Genomic DNA, 17,843 nt, shown 5'->3' with positions numbered 1-17,843 from the left:
CATGAACTCTCCCAACATCCTCACCCGTCGTAGTTTTCTTCGCCGCGCCGCTGTGCTCGGTAGCGCGGGTGCCTGCGCTGGTACCATTCGTGACTTCCGGCTCATGAATTCCCTCATGGCCGCGCAGAATCCCAACCCCAGTGGCCCCTACAAAGCCCTCGTCTGCGTCTTCCTCGGTGGTGGAAACGATGCCAACAACTGGATCGTCCCCACCGATAACACGACCTACGGCGAATACGCCGCCGCTCGTGGGAACCTCGTTCTTCCACAGAGTTCCCTTTTGCCCTTGCGAACTGGCCCGCTCGGCACCGATCCCACCTATAGCTACCAGGGACGCACCTATGGCTTCCACCCCGCTTGTTCACGGCTCCAGACCCTCTTTGGCGAACAGAAGCTCGCTATCGTGCAGAACATCGGGACCCTCGTTCGACCCACCACCAAGGCGAACTACACCTCCGGCCTCGCTGCCTATCGTCCACCGCAACTCTTCTCCCACAGTGATCAGGTCACCCATTGGCAGACCTCCATCCCCGATGTGCCCCCCACCACGGGCTGGGGTGGTCGTGTCGCGGACATCTACGACTCCGTCGCCAATCCCAGCGGCAAGATTTCCATGAATGTCTCCATCGCCGGAGCCAACACCTTTGAAATCGGCAACCTCGTCTCCCAATACCACGTCGCCACCACCGGAGCCGTCTCGCTCAGTGGCGGAGCCATGATGAGCGGCACCGGAGCACGCGTCCAAGCCATGAAAGAGATCATGGCCCTCCCCAACTCCAACCTCCAGCGTCAGGCCTATGCCAAGGTTTTGGATAACGCCATTAAAGTGGGGGATGACCTCAACACCAACATCGGCCCATACCGCGACCCGACTGACTCACCCGCAGGCTATGGACCAGGAAATCCGGTTCAAGATGCCGCCGCTCCTTGGCGCTGGAATACCGGCCTCACCGGCATATACACCACCACCGTTCAGCCCAGCGGTCTCGGCGGCTTCCCCAACACCACCTTGGGCACACAGCTTACAATGGTCGCCCGTCTCATCGCTGCCAACGGCCCCACAGGCTTCGACATGAAGCGCCAGATATTCTATGTCACCGCAGGTGGCTTCGACACGCACACCGCTCAGGTAGATGGCCCAGGATTCACCAATCAGCCCACCAACACTGGCGGCACCCACTACGGTCTCCTGCGGCAGATCAGCGAAGCCATGTTCGCCTTCCAGCGGGCCATGGAGCAGCTCGACAATGGTGATCCCGCCAAGCCTTACTCCACGGGCGTCACGGCCTTCACTGCCTCCGACTTCTCACGTACCTTCCCCTCCAACAGCCAGGGTAGCGACCACGGCTGGGGCAGTCACCACATCATCGTCGGTGGAGCCGTCGATGGCGGCAAAATGTTCGGCAAGTTACCCACCTTCGCCATCAATGGCCCCGATGACACCGGTACCGGCCGCTGGCTCCCGACGCTCTCCGTCGATGAGCACACCGCCACCCTCGCCCAGTGGTATGGCCTTGATGCGAACGAGATCGGTAGCCTTCTCCCCAACATCAGTCGCTTCAACACCTCCTTCGGCAACAAATACATCGGCTTCATGAAGCCCGCGTGACCAGAGGCGACCTAGCTGGAGAGCAAAAACCTCCACCATGAAAAAATCTATCTGGAAGCTCCTCCTGCTCCTCGGTCTCACCGTAGCGCTTTACTGGTTTGCCCGTCCAGTGGCCCCCGGTATTTCCGAAACACCTGCTTCGACTCCAAAAGCCGCGCAAACTGCCCCACCGTCGCAAAAAACCGCCTCGCTGCCCCCTCCACCAGCCCCAGCGCCCATCACCAGTCCTGCGCAAGTCCAGGCTGTCCTCTCACCTGCACAGCCCGGCACCTTCAAGCGCATCGAGGCCCCTCCGCCACCTCCCGTGAAAATCCCTGGAGGCTACGCCGACACCAACCAGCCTGATCCCGCCCGCGAAGAAGCCGAAGAAGTCGCCCTCAACATCCGCAACTACAGCCAGCGTCTCGGAGGTAACCCCACCGGCACCAACGCCGAGATCACCAAAGCTCTCAACGGGGGCAATGCCGCCGCTGCAAATTACCTCCCTGCCGCACGCCGAATGAACGCAGCAGGCGAGCTGCTCGACACCTGGGGTACCCCGTATTTTTTCCACGCGAACTCCGCCACCGAGATGGAAATCCGCTCCGCTGGGCCTGACAAAATAATGCACAACGCGGACGACATCGTCACCCGCTAATCAGCCATTTTCAGACGGCTACGGAGCTTTTCCGCGCACAGCGGCGATGTACTCCCTCACAGCTCGGGCGGTTTCACCTGCCAGATCAGCCCGTGCTTTGGCAAAGGGCGGTCGGAACCACGGATAGGAGCCCAAAATATCTGGCGTCACGAGCACTTGGCCATCTGTGCTGTCCCCAGCTCCGATACCGATGGTGCAGGAGCGGATGCGGCCGGTGATGTCCGCAGCGACGGCTGGCACGATGCTCTCCAGCACCATCGCAGGCACTCCCACCTCATCCAGAGCCAGTGCATCGGCGTGGAGACGATCGATTTGCTCCTGCGTCTTGCCCTTTTTCTTGTATCCGCCCTCCTCACGCACGCTTTGGGGCAGCATGCCGATATGGCCGATGAAGGGGATACCCGCCTCCAGGATAGCGCGGATCTGCGGCAGCATCGTGATGCCGCCCTCCAGCTTCACCGCAGAGGCACCGCAGGCCATCAGGCGCTGGGCCGTCTCTAGGGCCTCCTTTACCGTGCGGTAAGTGTGGTGCGGCATGTCCGCGATCACTGGTGCACGCTGCACGCCGCGGCATACCGCCCGTGTGTGCATCTCCATCATCTCCAGCGTCACCCCAGTCGTATCTGGTAAACCATGCACCACCATCCCGAGTGAGTCCCCCACCAGGATCAGATCGATCCCGGCCTCGTCGATCACGCGGGCAGTGGGGTAATCATACGCCGTGAGCACCGCCAGGGGCGGGCCGCTGCGTTTTCGGGCAGGGAGATCAGACAGAGAGCGGAGCATGATGAAGGAAGAAAAATGGCCCGCAGACTGCCGCGCTAGAGCCTGGGAGGCAAGAAAGATACACCGCACCATGCTCTGTGCGGGAAAATGGCGTGTTCCCAGTGATTTACGGCTCCTTGGCGGTATGGAGCTTTGCTTTGGAGTGGCCCTCTTTCCACAGATCGTATTGCGGGTCCGCATAGCGGGCAAAAAAGGCCTCAAGACGGCTTTTTAGGCCAGATTCGACCTCCTCGGTGCCAGGTTGGCCGTGCAGGTTAAATCGCTCCTGCGGATCACTCTGCATGTCGTAGAGCTCATAGGGGCCAGCGGGTATGCGGGAGACGTATTTCCAGCGGTCCTCACGGATCGCACGGCAGTACTCCATTTCGTAAAAGATGGTGTTGTCCCAGTTTTGCAGCGGCTGGCCACGTAGGGCAGGGGAGAAGTCCCGTCCGGGGCTTTTCGGCTTGGTGGGCATTTTTTGCCCCAGCCCCAGGTAGCCGAGCAGGGAGGGCATGAAGTCGTAGTTGCTCACCAAGGCATCGCAGGTGGATGCAGCCGGGATTTGGCCCGGATGGCGGAAAAGCAGGGGGATCTGCATCATGAGCTCATGCGCACCTGTCGGCTTCGTATGGTCGCCCATGCCCCAGATGCCATTTTGGCCGCCCATCCAGCCCTGATCACTGGAGTAAACGATGAGCGTGTCCTGATCGAGCCCCCGCTCCTTCAGTGCGGCCATCACGGTGCCCACGCCGTCATCCACGCCGCTGACCTCCGCAGCCATGCGGCGGCGGCCTGCATCGGTGTTGTGAAAGGCTTTATTGGCGAACTGCCAGGGGTGCATGCTGTCACGGGGGAAGCTGTGAAGCGGCTTGTCCGTGTAGTAGGCGGCGTGGCGGTTGCGGGCTTCTTTGAGCATCAGATTCCCCAGCGAATAGGGGCCATTGTAGGCCAGGAAAAGGAAGAAGGGCTTGTCCTTGGCCCGAGTGTCGAGGAATTCGACCGCCTTCCGCGTCCAAAAATCCGTGGTGTAGCCCGGTTCGATGCGGATTTGGCCATTTTCGATGACTTTCTGGTCATAGAACTCCTGGGTGCTGCCATCTGGCTTGGTCGTCCATGTGGTGAATCCCTCACAGGGGCTCATGTTGGCCCCGAGGTGCCATTTTCCACTGAGCCCACATTCGTAGCCGGAATCATGCAGGACTTCGCTGATGGAGGTGAACTCCTGGAGGGTGTTGTAGGCCTCTGGCCCCATCATGAATTTCGGGTCTAGGAAGCTATGGACGCCGTGCTGCGATGGGATCAGCCCGGTGAGGAAGGTGGCCCTAGTGGGGGAGCACACGGGATTGCTGCTCAGTGCTCGGGTAAAGCGCATGCCTTCCGCAGAAAGTCGGTCGATGTGCGGAGTGCGGATGTCTGGGTTGCCGTAACATCCGAGGGTCCATGCACCCTGGTTATCAGTCAGAATGAAGACCACATTGGTAGGCTTTGGTGCAGCCTGGAGGTGGAAAAGCATGCCTGTGGCAAGTGAAAGAAGCGCGGCAACGGGGCGGGCAGGCTTGGGAGGTCTCATGCAGGCAAGTAACGCCTAAAAAGTTAAGTATCTTACCATTGCGTAACTCCGTTCACGTTGCTCGAATGTCTTCAATTGAGGTAAATTACTCAAAAAATGATCAAATTATGATTTAGAACTAGAAAAACCATGTTTATTAAACTTAATTATCAGAGATTGCCTGAATCTGACCTTTCTGATCCCATTTCATGTCGTCCCACGACAAAACACCAACTCCGCCTCCGCAGCGGGTGCGTATCGCACCCTGGCGAGGGCCGTTGATGTTGGCGACACTAGCGCTATCCGCGACGATCACGGTCGGGCTCCTTGTGAGTTATGTAACGTTTTTAGCGCTTCTTTTTGTCTGGATATGCCTTGAATTACATACCTTGACGAAGGTGATGGCATTCCAGGGTATCCTACACTGGGAGCTGGTTCAGCACTGGATGTATTTCTTCGGATTAGGGGTGACTTGGCTCTTCATGCTGCGGCCTCTGCGCACTCGGCGGGGCGGCCCCAAAGTGGCGATGCAGGTCTTTCCTGGCACGCAGCCGCAGCTTTTTGATTTAATCCACCTGTTCTGCTGGCACCTGCGGGTGGCCCCTCCTTCGGAAGTTTGGCTGGATACCTCGATCAGCGTCCGCACCGGCATGTTGGGCGGATTAAAGGGCATTCTCACCGGCCAATCGGTGCTGCATCTGGGCATGCCGGTCATTTCTGTGATCACTGCAAAGGAGTTGGCCGGACTACTGGCAAAGGAACTGGGCTATGCCTCTGGAGGAGTGGGTACACTCTTTGTCCATGCCATACGGGAGCTGGACAATTGGTATTATCAAGCCGCGATGGAACGTGACCCGTGGGTGATGCATTTGCTTGAACCTAAGGCAAAAAAGGAAACACTCATGCAACGTCTAGTGCGTAACATCACACGCGCCTGGATGTGGCTGGCCAAGGTGCCCTTTTTGATCCTGGCGCTGGCTGCCCGTAGCTCGGCAAAACTGGCCTTTTGGCTCATGGATCACGCGGCGAATCGCTGCGGAGCGAATGTCATCGGGGCTGAGGGAATGCGGCGCATGCAGCACAAGCTCAGTGGTCTCGCGAATGCCTGGGAGGCAGCGAAAACCGAAGTCCGCCGCGGCATTAGCCAGTATCGCCTGCCAGAAAACCTGTCCCTTCTCATCGCCCGCCATGTGGCGCACTCCATGCGAGAATCCGCCTCCGAAAAAGCCCGCAGCGGTGCCCTGCCAGGTGTCTCGGAGGTCCCTAATGCGGCGGAGTCCGCTGGGGCAAAGGGGGCCTTCCTCGTCGCTCACCTGCCCGCCACCCAGCCAGCGGCCACGATTTTGAAAAACTTCGTCGAAATGTCCCGCCAGGCCACCTACTTCCACTACCAGCACGACTTGGAGCTGAATTTGAATGAGTTCCGCATGGTCGCCGATGAGGAGGTGCTGCATCAGAACCGCCGGGAAGACGAGTGCCTGCTCGCCATCCGGCGTTACTTTGGCGGAATGGCGCATCCTGAGCGTGCCATGTGCGGCCTGGGGCCCACCCACGCCGCCGCCAGCGAACGGGCAGCCCTGGTCAGAGAAATCCTCCGCGTCCGCCAGGAACTCCTGCTCTGGGGACCGCAGCACCGCGCCGCACTCCAGGAGTGGAACATCGCCTGGCAGCGCCGCCGGGACCTGGAGGCCGCTGCGGTGCTCAGTACAGCGGGATTTGCCGTATCGCGTGCCCAGTTCGCCACAGAGGACTCGACCCCCGCCGTGCTGCGCACAGAATCATCCCGCCAGCGCCTGGTCATGGAGAACATGGAAGGCCCGCTCCAGGACCGCGAGCGCACCCTGGAGTGCCGCTTCGCCTCCGCCCTGGGGCTGATCTGGTGGGCGCAGGAGAGTGCGCTCACGCCCGAGCTGCTGAAGCGCCGCGAGACCCTACCCGGCTGGGTCACCATCTTTGAGGCCATGTGCGGAGCCCTACCATCCTTCCGTGAGCTGCTGACCATCTTTTTCGGCTTCCAGACCCTCGGTGCCCGCTTCACCAACATGGATGACCCCGGTGCCCTGCTCGCCGCGCTTCAGTCCATCGTGCCGAAGATGCTCAATCTCATCCACCAAGTCATCGCCACCATGGATGGAGCGGTCTATCCCTTCGCGGAGGATGGTAGGACTGTATCGCTCAATGACCACCTACTCCCGCGTCCTCTGCCGCAGAGTTCCTCCGCAGGCATCAGCGCCGCCACCGCAGCGGAGATGAAGGCCATCGCGCTCGAAATGGCCTCGCAGGCATCTGAAAACATCGCCCCCTACGTGGATGCCTTTCTCAGCCTGTATCACCGCAGCTATGCATGGCTGTGTGAAACCGCCGAGCAGGCAGAAAACCACTTCATGGGTGGTAGCTGCCTCAGTGGAGCCACCGAGGTGCTGTTGCCGCATGAGTTCATGAGCCGAAAGCTCAGCCTCTCGCCCCAGACGGCGATTCAGCGCAAAATGGCCTTGTAGAGAGCGAGGATTACTTCACCACCTCCACCGTCACGGTGGCGCTGGTGTCCATTTCACCGATCACCTTGGCACCACAGGCCAGAGCCTTGTCCACGTCATCAGCCTTCAGGATCGCTACCCAGCCCAGACCCATGTTGAAGGTATCAAAGGCGTCGGACGGGTCAGCATGCCGCAGCACACGCTGCGCCACATCATTCTCCCAATACGGAATGCGCAGCTTCGCTCCGAGGCCGCGTTTCACAAAGATGCGGCCCAGATTCTCTGGCAGACCACCGCCCGTGATGTGCGCCATCGCACGCGGACGCACGCCAGCAGCCTTCAGCGCCCTCGTCTGCTCATGGTAGAGCAAAGTCGGCAGCAGCAGCGTGCGCATCTCATCCTGGGTAAAGCTCAGCTTCTCCGCAGCGATGATGCGGCGCACCAGACTGAAACCATTCGCGTGGAAGCCAGCACTCGCCCAGCCCACCAGCACATCACCGGCCTGGATCGTGCCGGGATCGAGCAAATCAGGCTTCTCCGCCGCGCCGATGGCGAATCCGCTCAGCTCCACCATGCCCGCAGGCACCATACCGGGCATCTCAGCCGTCTCACCGCCAGCCAGCACGCAGTCGCAGGCCTCTAGGTAGTCCGTCATGCCGGCGATGATGCGGTAAATCTGCTGCTTCTCGATTTTCGGGATACCCACGTAGTCCAGGAACATGATCGGGTCCGCGCCAGTGGTCAGAACGTCGTTCACATTCATCGCCACCAGATCCTTGCCCGCGACTTCCAGCAAATCATGCTCCAGTAGCAGCTCCAGCTTCGTGCCCACGCCATCGCAGCCCGTCACGATGATCGGTGCCTTGTAGCCACTCAGGTCATACGCCGCCGCAAAGAGGCCAAAAGGGTTCGCCAGCTTGCGATTGCGCTGGGTGCGCTTCACCAGCACGCCGATGTCATCGACGAGAGAGGCTGCTTCGTGAATATCGACTCCGGCTTGTTTGTAGGTGTGGGCGGCTGCTTGGGTGCTCATGGGGGAGACCGGGTTTAGCGCGGTAGGCCCCCCTGGTCAATTTCCCTCTTCAATTGCCCACCAGAAGGCCAAACCCGCCCCAAAAGGCTCAAGGCCGCAGCCAATGCTCCATAAAGCGGTAAATCGCCTCGTTCGATTCCTCGTTCGGGTCATGCTTTTCACGGTTCGTCATGCTCACCCGGCCGGTGAAGCCCAGCAGGCGATTCACCGCCATGGCATGCTTCAGCACCGCCCAGCGGCGCGGCGGGTCCTCCGCCCCGCCAGACACCAAAAACGGCCTCGGAGCCATCAGCGCATGCAGCTCCTGGAGATCATGCCCACGCTCCACCAGCACCCGATAGGCCCCCGTGCGCGGACTATCCGACCGCACCAGCCCCGGCTTCCGCGTGAGTGCGGGATCGAGCCCCAGATACCACGGCTCCTGGTAATTGATGCTGCCGCGTGTCTCCTCAAACACAATCCCAGGATCACTCCAGGCCGCGCAGGCATACTTTTCCCACAGGCAGGAGCCAAAAAGCGACCACTTCCCGCCATACGAATGCCCCAGCACACCGATACGCTCCGCATCCACCTGCGGCAGCGCCGCCAGCGCCTGCCACATATTCGCACAGATATACCCCAAGTAAGAAAGCGGCTGACACTGCGCCCCCGCGCTCATGACTGGCTTCCGCGCATCCCCGCCCGGTGAGCCGATGGCCAGCGCCACAAAACCACGCCGTGCGAGCTGCCAGGCAAAGTCACGCAGCGGCTTCTCACCGATGCCGCAGCTCGTCTCCGCATCATAATAGGGCACAAACACCGCCGGTCGCTTCCCCGCACGATCGGGGATCAGCAGATAGCCATCCCCCATCTGCCCAGGGCCCGTTTCGATCCGTATTTTCTGCTGCGTGATGCCCTCCTCACGGGCCTTCGTTTCCAAAATCTCCATCCGGGGCCTTTCGATCACCTGCGGCCATGCACCCATGATCTCCGTCCATTCGCGGCGGATTTCCGCCTTTCGCCGTTCCCAATCCGCCGCCGATTTCACTGCCGAACCATCGCGAAACAGCAGCGGCGACCGCCCCGGAGCCTCCACCGCCTCAAACTCAGCCGGAATCACCGAAAACGGCCCATCACCCGCCGCCGAGCACACGCAGGGAGAACCGACCACCCAAAGAGCCAAAAGGAGTTTTTTCATGCCAACCCAATACGTCGCCCAAAGTCCACTCTGGCGTTTGACCCAAAAGGAACGGACAGCGGACCTGCGGCCACGCTTCAGAAAAGCTAGGCTGCGTTTGCTATCCCAGCGTGTGCAATCAAGGCGAAGCAAAGTAGTCCTCTCGCTCCGCGAGATGAACGGAGGGCGTGGCTAGCAGAATGCTTTGCCATCAAGCATGCCAAAGCAGCTGTCCGCATGCGCTTTGGCTCATCTCGCGGAGCGAGATGGCTGCCATGCTGGCGCATCTTTCGCACACTGGCCACTCACGCTGGCCAGCGGAAGCACTGACCGGCGGCGAGCTTGGAGCGGGAGTAGGCGGAGATGCGGACGCGGTTGGCGCTGTTGCCGCTGAGCAGCCAGGCATTCCGCTCATCGAGTGCGTGGAGGAAGCCGATGTGGCCGCTGGCACCTGCGGAAAGCGGCTGCGTGACGACGATGCAGCCGTAGGTGGGGGCCACGGCTCTTCCATAGCTGATCCATGGCCCCGCGAGGCCTGTCTGATGACCCTTAAAGCCTGCTTTGCGGATGCACCAGTTCACAAAAGCGGCACACCAGCTCGTCTCATCCCCACCACGGATGCCGACACTGGCGAGATACTCGACGATGCGCGGATTATCGCCCGGACTCCACTCTGCCACGCCCTGCTCACGCAGCGCGATCTCCATCCACGGCGGGGCCTGGGGGGCAAAGGCCTGCCCAGCGGTAGCGGGGCGCTGCGGGCTCGCTGCCGTGCTGCGGACTTGCACGACTTGGCCTGGGAAGAGGATGCGGCAGTGGTTCTGTGCATCGCAGAGGCCGGGGTTCATGGCTTTGAAGTCATCAAAGCTCATGCCGTGCTTCCTGGCGATACCGGTGGGGGTGTCGCCGCGCTGTATCATGTAGGCTGCCATGCGGTGCATTGTGCGCTCAAAGGGCAGAACTGCCAATCTTGAAAATGCGTGATTGCCCAAATCCAGCCACTACGCTCTAAATAGTCTCGATACCCGATCACATGAACGAATCCGCACCCGTAGCTGCTGCCCCTCCACCGAAAACACGGCGGCATGTCTTTGCAGCGCGGCTCACCTCGACGCTGATCCTCTGGGGCGTGATCGTGGCGGCGCTGCTCTGGCAGAATGAGTGGGGCATCGCCGGGGTGATGGCTTTTTTTGGTCTGGCAGGTGTCGCAGAGTATCACCGGCTGATGGGCGCGGGCGCGGATATGCGTGCGCATGGGGTGCTGGGCATGCTGGTGGCTCTGGGCTGGTGGATCGCGGTTTTTTACTGGATGGCGCAGCATGGGGCAGAGGGCGGTGGGCCTCCGATGTGGATGGATCTGGTGGCACTCACGATCAGTTTGCAGGGTGGTTTTTTACTGAGTTACCGCCGAGAACTGGAGGGGGAGCGCACCCTGCGGCGGGTCTTTGCGGTGGTCTTTGGCACGCTCTATGGAGTGGTGAGCTTCGGCTTTCTGCTGCGGGTGATGGATTGTCGTCCGGGGCCAGGCATGGGCGGGCTGTGGCTGGCGCTTTTCCTCATCTTGGTGACAAAATTCAGCGACATGGGTGCCTATGTCATCGGGGTGCTGTTTGGTCGGCATAAAATGATCCCGCATATCAGTCCGGCGAAGTCCTGGGAGGGACTGGTGGGTGCCTTTCTCGGTGCCTTTGGCGGTGCGGCACTGCTGATGGGCCTGATGGCGGATAAACTGGCTCCGCTGACGTGGATGCACGCCATGGTGCTGGCTCCGCTGCTCTGTGCGGTGGCTGTGAGCGGCGATCTGGCCGAGTCCGTGCTGAAGCGCTGCGTGGCGATCAAGGACAGCGGGCATAAGCTCCCCGGTATCGGTGGCATCCTGGATCTGACCGACAGCCTCATCTTCACGGCACCGGTGTTTTACTTTTATCTGCAAGTGCTGGGGGTGTGAGCTGCGCAGCAAACTCGCCGCGCGTGACTTGGCAGAGATTCGCATCCATAGCAGGGGCTCCACATGCTCTCACACACTCTCATCGCCCTCGTCGCGTGCGCGGTCGGCCTAGCGCTCCATCTGCGCTGGCACCCACTGCGGCGTGAGCTGTCGGATGCGTGGGATTTTCTGCGCTTGCGGCAGTCTTTGCTGCTGATGCTGGCCGGTGCAGCGCTGCTGGCGGGCTGGGACGCGGCAGGGACATTCACCTGGATCGAGCTCAATGACTGGGCTGTCCTGTGGCGGCCACTTTTGCGCCATGCGTTCACCGACTTTGCGCTGCTGTTTCATCAACTCGTGCCGCCATGGCCGCTGGCGCTGCTTTTGCCGCTCTCCCTAGTGCTACTGGCTGTCCGCGTCTGGCGCTGGCCGTATCGCTATGGCGAGCGCATGCCCGTGCCGGAGCAAAAACTCATCCTCGTGGCCCTTTCGGCCGGAGGCGTGCTGTGGCTGCTTATGGAGGCCGTGGCAGCCCTGCGGCCAGAGCTGCCCGAGTGGCTGCAAACGATCAAAATGGCCGCCAGAACGCTCTACATCGCCCTCATGGTCGCGGGCACGCAGGTGTGGCTCGCACGACTGGTCATCGCCTGGGAAAAACCACCCGATACCGATGCCGAGCGTGATGCCGTGGCGGCGCTGGAGAGCACCTTTGCCCGCTGGCAGGGGGTGGTGGCCCTGGGCGGCTTCAATCTACTCTGGATGGCCTGGCTCGGCTGGAATACGGATGCAGAGACGTTCTCCGCCTGGCTCTTGCCGGAGCTACTCATCCTGTGTGCCGCACTGCCGCTGGCGGTGGCTGTCTCACCGGGTAGCAGCCCTTTCTGGCAGACAGGCGCGGTAGCGCTACGCGTGCTGCTGCATGCCGCGCTGCCGCTCCTCATGCTCGCCCCCACCGCGCTGGCATGGCTCGCACTGACTCGCTACGCGGTGGACATGGGCCTCGCATTGGCCGGGGCAGAGGAATACGCCGTCCTGCACCAGATCGTCGCGGTGGTGCGTGCATTGGTGCTTGCCATGCTGCATGGCTGGCTATGTCTGGCTGCCCTCCTCGCCATGCTGCGTCACGGCTTTCCAACCAACCCTCCAGCCGATCCCGCGCCTAGCGTGGAAAAGACGCGTCCATGAGCAGCGCCGCCCTTTCACCGGAACAAATCACCAGCCGTGCGAAGTCGAATCTCGCCTTCGCACTCGCCTGCCTGCCCCCAGAGCGCAAACGCGACATGATCCGCTTTTACGCCTTCTGCCGCGTGGTGGACGACATCGCCGACGACCCCACCACCACCGAGGATGCCAAAGAGCGCGAGCTCGCCCACTGGACACGCTGCGTGCTGGAGGGCACCCCTCCCGGCCACCCCGTGCTCGATGAAGCCGTGGCCCTGCCCGCGAAGTACGGCTTCCCCCGCGCTTGGTTGGCCGAGATCATCGAAGGCGTCGCCTCCGACATCACGCGGACACGTTACGCCACCTTTGAGGAGCTCCTGGGCTACTGCTACAAAGTCGCCAGCGTCGTCGGCCTCGTCAGCATCGAGATCTTTGGCCGCCAGCGCCAGGAGACACGCGACTACGCCATCCAGCTCGGCTACGCCCTCCAGCTCACCAACATCATGCGTGATGTCGGCCAGGACGCCCGCGACACCGGCCGCATCTACCTACCGCAGAGCGAGTTGCAGAAATTCGGCGTCACCGAGGCCGACATCCTCGCCGGTCGCAGCAGTGACCAGTTCCTCCAGCTCATGGAATTCCAGTATCAGCGTGCCCGCGGCTACTACGACGCCGCGCAGCGAGCCCTACCGGATGCAGACCGCCCCTGCCTCACCGCCTCCGAGATCATGGCGGAAATCTACTCCACCATCCTCGAAAAACTCCGCGCCAGCCACTACCCCGTCTTTGAGCAGCGGGTGCGCATCAGCCGCCCGCACAAGCTCTGGATCCTCGCCAAACACCTCCTACGGGCCAAGCTCGGTCTCTGAGTGAGTTCTGTGGAAAACAGGAGCAACCGATCAGGATAGGTCGGGCTGTGGAGGAGAGAGTCATTTCAGATTGTATCCCCAGATGGCGCAGATTTCACAGATGGAAGCCTATCTGAGTCATCTGAGAAACCGGTAGATTCATCATTCAAGTTAGCCGGGAGTTAGGAGCCTCCGACGAGGCCGATCTCATCTTCCATCTCTCTCCGCCTACGTTCGTCCTCGTCCTCGATCCTTCAGCGTCTTTTTTACCACGGATGAACGGATGGTTTCACCACAGATGATACGGATGAGGTAAGAGTGCTTGGTTCGTTGTTCTTGGTTCTTGAACGTTGAATGTTGAGCGTTCGATGTTGAACGTTCTTCCCCCGTTTTTGAGCCCCCGAGCTTCCATTTCTTGCTCTCGCTCTTGCTCTTCATCTTGGTTCCTTGTTCTTCGTTCGTCGTTCTTGGTTCTGGGTCCTTGAACGTTGAGCGTCCAACGCCTCCCTGATTGCCACACCGCGCGAGCTCGGAAAGGTGCCAAAGAACAACGCATGAAAAGGCCATGACTTCTTCACCGCTGATAGGACGCTAACGGGACGCTCATGGATCAGAGATTAGAGCCTCAGCGGTCCGAGCAATCCTCCTCTTCCTCGTTGATTCGCTTCGCTCCCCTTCGGGCTGCCTGCGGCAGTCTGTCTCGCTTCGCTCGGCTCTCCTCCTCCCGGGTTCTTCGTTCTGGGATCAGGATTCTTCGTTCGCGCTTGAGCCCGCTCAGGTTTTCGATGTTCTCTCCCGGTCATCGTGCTCATGCGCTGGCTCTTCATCTCAACTCGATTCCCCGGCGCAGAGAGTCAGATCAAGAGCAGGAGCAAGTTTGCCTCCCGCTCAGGGTGAAGTCGTCCGCGACTCCGCTCCCGGTTCAAGGCAGGTTCACCGCAGAGGTTCTGCGGGCAGGTCTAAGTCTCCCAGTCTCGCGGCTAAGCCGCTCTCCCAGTCTTCGGCGAAGCCACACCGCCAGAGTCCAAGGCAGGAGCGCGGATGCCCTCAGCCTGCCGCGCCACCTTTGCCAGCAGACGGGCAGCCAATGCTGGAAAGACGATTTGCCAGACAGTTGCACGTCGCCCCCCCCCATTTCCCCATCGATCAGCTTAAGGCTCTGTGGAAGGACGGGCTGGTGAAGTATTATTGAAGAAGTCGCAATGCTTCCGATAAAATGCGAGTGACAACTTCCACATTAACCGCGTTACCAAGGGCCTCAAACGCTGCCTCGCCCTCAGGCAAATGTTTAAGTTTTCCCATCGACTGAAGCCGTGAACATTCCCGTGCGGTCATGTAGCGCTTCTCCCAGCCAATGATTGGGACTTGGGTGGTTGTCATTGCGACAAGTGACGGCGAAGTACTTGGACGCTTAATGCGGACGCCAGAAGCCCGGAACTGGATCACGTATTTCCAAATGTTGCGGGCTTCGCCCTGGCAGTTCCACTCAAGTTTTTGGAGGCTAGGCGGAAACTGTTGAATTTTGGGAAGCCATTTCTTCAGCTTGGCTTTGTGCTCCAGATAAAACTCACGGTTCTGTTTGATGAAAATTTGTTTCCAGCGCGGAAAGGTCCCAACTAAGGAACGTGAGTGGCTTGGTACTGCTGCCAGGATGTCCTCTAGGGATAGTCGGCTCAAGGGTTGCCCAAAGGAGCCATGCGTAGCGCGCAATTTCTTGAGCGGCACTTCGTGCAACGTCTCAGACGTGGTCGGGTAAGTTGCTCCAAACTCCATGCTCCAAATTGGAAACGACGGGAGCTTCACGGACTCAGGAAACAAGTCCAGAAACTCCTGCCAAACCTCCAAGCAACGGCTGACTTGGCTGCTTAGTGCTCGGGCATCAGTAGGATTCACATCGAGACACGAAACAAGATCAAGATCGCCTAAAGTGGGAGTGGGCCACTCGAAGTCAGTTAGAGGCACTTTGGATGCGAGCATATAGATGCGCTCACGTATCTGCGGTACTCCGAACTGATGAGGGGAGAACTGATGGTAGCGCACATCATAATTCAAGTCAGTGAGCGCCTGCTGAACTTTTCTATAGGTGTTGCCTGAATCATGATGGACAAAGTGCGCCACATTTTCCAGCAGCACCAAAGCTGGTTGTTTCGCTCGCAAAATTTCGACAATGTTGTGAAACACGGTGCCCCGCACAGCATCCTTCCATCCCATCTGCTCACCAGCCTTTGAGAACGGCTGGCACGGGAAGCCAGCACAAAGCAGATCATGATCAGGGACATCAGTCGGCACCACGTCCCGAATGTCTCCATCTGGCAGAAGGCCGAAGTTCTTCACGTACAATTGCCGCAGAGGCTCCTTAAGTTCAGACGCAAACACGCATCTTCCGCCCAGCCTAGCCGCAGCCTGATGGAACCCGCCAAGGCCTGCGAACAAATCGATAAACCTGAAGGGGAGGGTCTTTTTTTTGTGCTCGCTCATGCTGCGAAAGGAAGCTTTTTCACATAAGCGGTCAGCCAGGAACTCAATCGTTTTTGAGTGGTCTTTTCCAGCCAGTCGTTTTCAGGCCCAGCAGACGCAATGCGCAGCCGGTCGATCAACAATCCGCTCGATTTGTTGGCGAAATGATCAAATTTGCGCCTTGGTAGCACATTAGGTGTTACCACGGCTCGGCGCGGTAAACTTGCTGGCACTAAGCAGACCAGCTTATTCCAAAGCTCCATGTCAGGTTCACGAAGTTTTTTTTCTAAATTTGCACCACTCGCGCATTGAATAAAGAAGGCCGGAAGGTTTCCACGCTGATCGGGAAAGGATCGGTAACACAATGCATCGAGTTGTGCCTCTTTGACTTGGCGGTTTGTCCATCTTTTGAGATCACCTATGTTACCACACAAGAGGTCCGCGATATTTTGTATGATTTTTCTCCCGCCAGTTGTGCGCCCTTTTGCCCATCCGGTGGGATAGACTGTCCACCCAGGAAAAAGCTTGCCCATGGCCGGACATACCAAGTCTTCGAAATTAGCCCCTTGGAGGTTGTATTTGAATTTACACTTTGTCGCCCATGTTTTGTGATGGTGCGCATATGAAACCAAAAGGCAAAAGGCATAGGACGAAGCATCTTTGAACGTGTTGACTTTTGAACTGATGGTCTGATCTTTGACGGTGAACGGAGAATTGCCGCCGGACTGATGAATACGTTCTCTCAATCGACGCCAAAGCTCTTCGGCAAAATCGCGTGATTCTGCGCCATTAAGAATGCCAGACTCTTCAAGGGAATCGCCCACTTCTGTGCGAGTTACCTGTGAGGAGAGGAAAAGCACTTCGCTTTCGATCCAATCACAAGCTTGCTCGATCTGAGGACCAGCATCGTCATTGTCAGGCTTGCGAAAGCCGCTGGGAAGTTCCAACTTCATCAGTCGTCAGAGCAAAGGGTGCGAAGAGTATTTGGAAATAGCTTGAGCAGTTGTTTGGTGCTGCGGCCCAAGCGGTTGCTGGCTTCCTCCAATTCGGCATTTTTTGAATGGTGATGGGCAATCCGTAAAGCTTCTTCAATCTTGTCCGCTGCCTCATAAACTAAATCAATAACCTCTTGAAGGTCGCCTCCCGACATGCGGACTGCTACTTCAAAATTAGGCGTTGGCGATCTTCTCAAATATTTGATGGCTTCCTCCGACTCCAGCACTTTGCCAAATTTGTCCACCTGTCGGGAGTCTGAAAAAAGAGGCAGCTTCTTGTCATCACCAAACAGCCAGATGGCAAAATCTTGCAGTGCCTTCAGGTGCTTTTGTGGCACGCCCTCCTTTATCTTATCGGGCGGAAGATTTAGGTCGATATGCAGAAACTGCTTCACCCCTTGTGTTCTCAGTGAGAGAAACAAGACGCTGAATCGGTCCTCAAAATTCTCCCTTGGAATGTTGGCCTGCTCTTCAATTTGAAGGTAGAGTCTGTGGGCTACGTAGTTTCGACACACCGCCTCCTTGGTAGACCCAATCTTTCGTCGCACCTCATCATATGTCATGCCTTGTTCTACCATGTTGGCAATGAACTTAGCTTTCTCAGAAGGTGCCCAAGGTTCGATGCCGGTAACATGTCTGAATCCCAGGAACGCCTGCACTGAGTCCCGACTTGGGGCCAGCAAGTAGGGAATCTGCTTGAACAAGCCCTTAGATGGGTGCCGCCCGTCAACAAGCTCCTTCCACTTTGGGCTTGCCGGCTTGCCGTCGAACGCATCACGCAGCCGCAGCAATGCACTGAGTCGCCTATTGCCCTCCACCACAACAAATTTGCCGGGCTTTGGTCCCTTGATGCAGATCAAGGCCTCCTGAGTCCAAAAACCGCCATTCTCGAGAGAAATGAAATCGCTAGTTCATCGACCTTCCACTGCGCCATTTCATCGAGGAGATCCTCTTGGCTTAGCTTCTTGCCCGATGTTTGCCGTCCCAGACGCGGGTTTTCGGGATCGAGCAACAAATTGTCGATTTCCTCGTATGCGATGGTCGTTTGGATTGGCATGGGAAGAATTCAGGCGAGTGCTGACAATCAACAAAATAGCCAGCAACTCAAGTGCTGATGTTGGCGACTGTAGCGGAAAAGTGCCCCCTCCATCGTAGCCCCTAAACTGTGGGCCAGCACTCATCTCAGGAAACGACGCCAGCAGGAAACGATGTCAGAGTGCAACAAT

Annotated in this window: 15 protein-coding genes; 6 read left to right on the top strand and 9 right to left on the bottom strand. The window is 58.9% G+C overall.

What is annotated here, in order from left to right:
* Window position 1 precedes the first annotated feature (1 nt).
* Together IPK32_01290 and IPK32_01285 are read left to right on the top strand one after the other, a co-directional pair.
* Window positions 2-1,609 (top strand): DUF1501 domain-containing protein, encoded by a 1,608-nt coding sequence (locus IPK32_01290; protein MBK8090654.1) that lies wholly within the window; start codon window positions 2-4, stop codon window positions 1,607-1,609.
* Window positions 1,610-1,646: 37 nt separating this feature from the next.
* Complete coding sequence (locus tag IPK32_01285) at window positions 1,647-2,246, top strand: hypothetical protein (GenBank protein MBK8090653.1); 600 nt, start codon at window positions 1,647-1,649, stop codon at window positions 2,244-2,246.
* 18 nt (window positions 2,247-2,264) lie between these two features.
* On the opposite strand, the gene panB is transcribed toward IPK32_01285, so the two are convergent.
* A complete protein-coding gene (panB, locus tag IPK32_01280) occupies window positions 2,265-3,032 on the bottom strand; it encodes a 3-methyl-2-oxobutanoate hydroxymethyltransferase (GenBank protein MBK8090652.1) in 768 nt (255 codons plus the stop codon).
* A gap of 106 nt (window positions 3,033-3,138) precedes the next feature.
* Window positions 3,139-4,527: a sulfatase-like hydrolase/transferase gene (locus IPK32_01275; GenBank protein MBK8090651.1), complete on the bottom strand. Its 1,389-nt coding sequence runs from the start codon at window positions 4,525-4,527 to the stop codon at window positions 3,139-3,141.
* Window positions 4,528-4,964: 437 nt separating this feature from the next.
* Between IPK32_01275 and IPK32_01270 the strand changes: the two genes are divergently transcribed.
* Window positions 4,965-7,061, top strand: a complete 2,097-nt coding sequence (locus tag IPK32_01270) for a hypothetical protein (protein ID MBK8090650.1) — start codon at window positions 4,965-4,967, stop codon at window positions 7,059-7,061.
* Between the two features lie 10 nt (window positions 7,062-7,071).
* Here IPK32_01270 and purM read toward each other — a convergent pair whose 3' ends face one another.
* From purM to IPK32_01255, 3 genes are all read right to left on the bottom strand, one after another.
* Entirely contained in the window at window positions 7,072-8,073 is a 1,002-nt protein-coding gene (gene purM / locus IPK32_01265; protein MBK8090649.1) for a phosphoribosylformylglycinamidine cyclo-ligase, read from the bottom strand.
* 88 nt (window positions 8,074-8,161) lie between these two features.
* The gene (locus tag IPK32_01260) at window positions 8,162-9,250 is read right to left on the bottom strand and encodes a sialidase (GenBank protein MBK8090648.1); all 1,089 of its coding nucleotides are present in this window, start codon (window positions 9,248-9,250) and stop codon (window positions 8,162-8,164) included.
* 284 nt (window positions 9,251-9,534) lie between these two features.
* Complete coding sequence (locus tag IPK32_01255) at window positions 9,535-10,161, bottom strand: LysM peptidoglycan-binding domain-containing protein (GenBank protein MBK8090647.1); 627 nt, start codon at window positions 10,159-10,161, stop codon at window positions 9,535-9,537.
* 101 nt (window positions 10,162-10,262) lie between these two features.
* Between IPK32_01255 and IPK32_01250 the strand changes: the two genes are divergently transcribed.
* The 3 genes from IPK32_01250 (at window position 10,263) to IPK32_01240 (ending at window position 13,186) form a co-directional block, all read left to right on the top strand.
* Window positions 10,263-11,177 carry a phosphatidate cytidylyltransferase gene (locus tag IPK32_01250; protein ID MBK8090646.1) on the top strand — a complete coding sequence of 305 codons (915 nt, stop codon included), beginning with the start codon at window positions 10,263-10,265 and terminating at the stop codon, window positions 11,175-11,177.
* Window positions 11,178-11,240: 63 nt separating this feature from the next.
* The gene (locus IPK32_01245; GenBank protein MBK8090645.1) at window positions 11,241-12,341 is read left to right on the top strand and encodes a hypothetical protein; all 1,101 of its coding nucleotides are present in this window, start codon (window positions 11,241-11,243) and stop codon (window positions 12,339-12,341) included.
* On the top strand, window positions 12,338-13,186 hold the full coding sequence (locus IPK32_01240; GenBank protein ID MBK8090644.1) for a squalene/phytoene synthase family protein: 849 nt from the start codon (window positions 12,338-12,340) through the stop codon (window positions 13,184-13,186). Before IPK32_01245 ends, IPK32_01240 begins: the two co-directional genes overlap by 4 nt.
* Before the next feature lie 1,164 nt (window positions 13,187-14,350).
* On the opposite strand, the gene dcm is transcribed toward IPK32_01240, so the two are convergent.
* The 4 genes from dcm to IPK32_01220 are packed head-to-tail and all read right to left on the bottom strand — an operon-like array spanning window position 14,351 to window position 17,674.
* Entirely contained in the window at window positions 14,351-15,643 is a 1,293-nt protein-coding gene (dcm, locus tag IPK32_01235) for a DNA (cytosine-5-)-methyltransferase (protein ID MBK8090643.1), read from the bottom strand.
* Entirely contained in the window at window positions 15,640-16,575 is a 936-nt protein-coding gene (locus tag IPK32_01230; GenBank protein MBK8090642.1) for a hypothetical protein, read from the bottom strand. Before IPK32_01230 ends, dcm begins: the two co-directional genes overlap by 4 nt.
* The gene (locus tag IPK32_01225) at window positions 16,575-17,477 is read right to left on the bottom strand and encodes a hypothetical protein (GenBank protein MBK8090641.1); all 903 of its coding nucleotides are present in this window, start codon (window positions 17,475-17,477) and stop codon (window positions 16,575-16,577) included. Before IPK32_01225 ends, IPK32_01230 begins: the two co-directional genes overlap by 1 nt.
* Window positions 17,474-17,674: a hypothetical protein gene (locus IPK32_01220; protein MBK8090640.1), complete on the bottom strand. Its 201-nt coding sequence runs from the start codon at window positions 17,672-17,674 to the stop codon at window positions 17,474-17,476. The genes IPK32_01225 and IPK32_01220 overlap by 4 nt, the downstream gene beginning before the upstream one ends.
* Between the last annotated feature and the right edge of the window lie 169 nt (window positions 17,675-17,843).

This window comes from Verrucomicrobiaceae bacterium, from assembly GCA_016713035.1.
Classification (GTDB): Bacteria; Verrucomicrobiota; Verrucomicrobiia; order Verrucomicrobiales; family Verrucomicrobiaceae; genus Prosthecobacter.
The sequence above is the reverse complement of the archived record's forward strand: the minus strand, read 5'-3'. Positions and strand labels throughout refer to the sequence as shown.

Excerpts from the sequence above, each read along its gene's own strand:
- IPK32_01290 (MBK8090654.1), top strand. The coding sequence starts at position 2 with ATGAACTCTCCCAACATCCTCACCCGTCGTAGTTTTCTTCGCCGCGCC.
- IPK32_01285 (MBK8090653.1), top strand. The coding sequence starts at position 1,647 with ATGAAAAAATCTATCTGGAAGCTCCTCCTGCTCCTCGGTCTCACCGTA.
- panB (MBK8090652.1), bottom strand. The coding sequence starts at position 3,032 with ATGCTCCGCTCTCTGTCTGATCTCCCTGCCCGAAAACGCAGCGGCCCG.
- IPK32_01275 (MBK8090651.1), bottom strand. The coding sequence starts at position 4,527 with ATGCTTTTCCACCTCCAGGCTGCACCAAAGCCTACCAATGTGGTCTTC.
- IPK32_01270 (MBK8090650.1), top strand. The coding sequence starts at position 4,965 with ATGGCATTCCAGGGTATCCTACACTGGGAGCTGGTTCAGCACTGGATG.
- purM (MBK8090649.1), bottom strand. The coding sequence starts at position 8,073 with ATGAGCACCCAAGCAGCCGCCCACACCTACAAACAAGCCGGAGTCGAT.
- IPK32_01260 (MBK8090648.1), bottom strand. The coding sequence starts at position 9,250 with ATGAAAAAACTCCTTTTGGCTCTTTGGGTGGTCGGTTCTCCCTGCGTG.
- IPK32_01255 (MBK8090647.1), bottom strand. The coding sequence starts at position 10,161 with ATGGCAGCCTACATGATACAGCGCGGCGACACCCCCACCGGTATCGCC.
- IPK32_01250 (MBK8090646.1), top strand. The coding sequence starts at position 10,263 with ATGAACGAATCCGCACCCGTAGCTGCTGCCCCTCCACCGAAAACACGG.
- IPK32_01245 (MBK8090645.1), top strand. The coding sequence starts at position 11,241 with ATGCTCTCACACACTCTCATCGCCCTCGTCGCGTGCGCGGTCGGCCTA.
- IPK32_01240 (MBK8090644.1), top strand. The coding sequence starts at position 12,338 with ATGAGCAGCGCCGCCCTTTCACCGGAACAAATCACCAGCCGTGCGAAG.
- dcm (MBK8090643.1), bottom strand. The coding sequence starts at position 15,643 with ATGAGCGAGCACAAAAAAAAGACCCTCCCCTTCAGGTTTATCGATTTG.
- IPK32_01230 (MBK8090642.1), bottom strand. The coding sequence starts at position 16,575 with ATGAAGTTGGAACTTCCCAGCGGCTTTCGCAAGCCTGACAATGACGAT.
- IPK32_01220 (MBK8090640.1), bottom strand. The coding sequence starts at position 17,674 with ATGCCAATCCAAACGACCATCGCATACGAGGAAATCGACAATTTGTTG.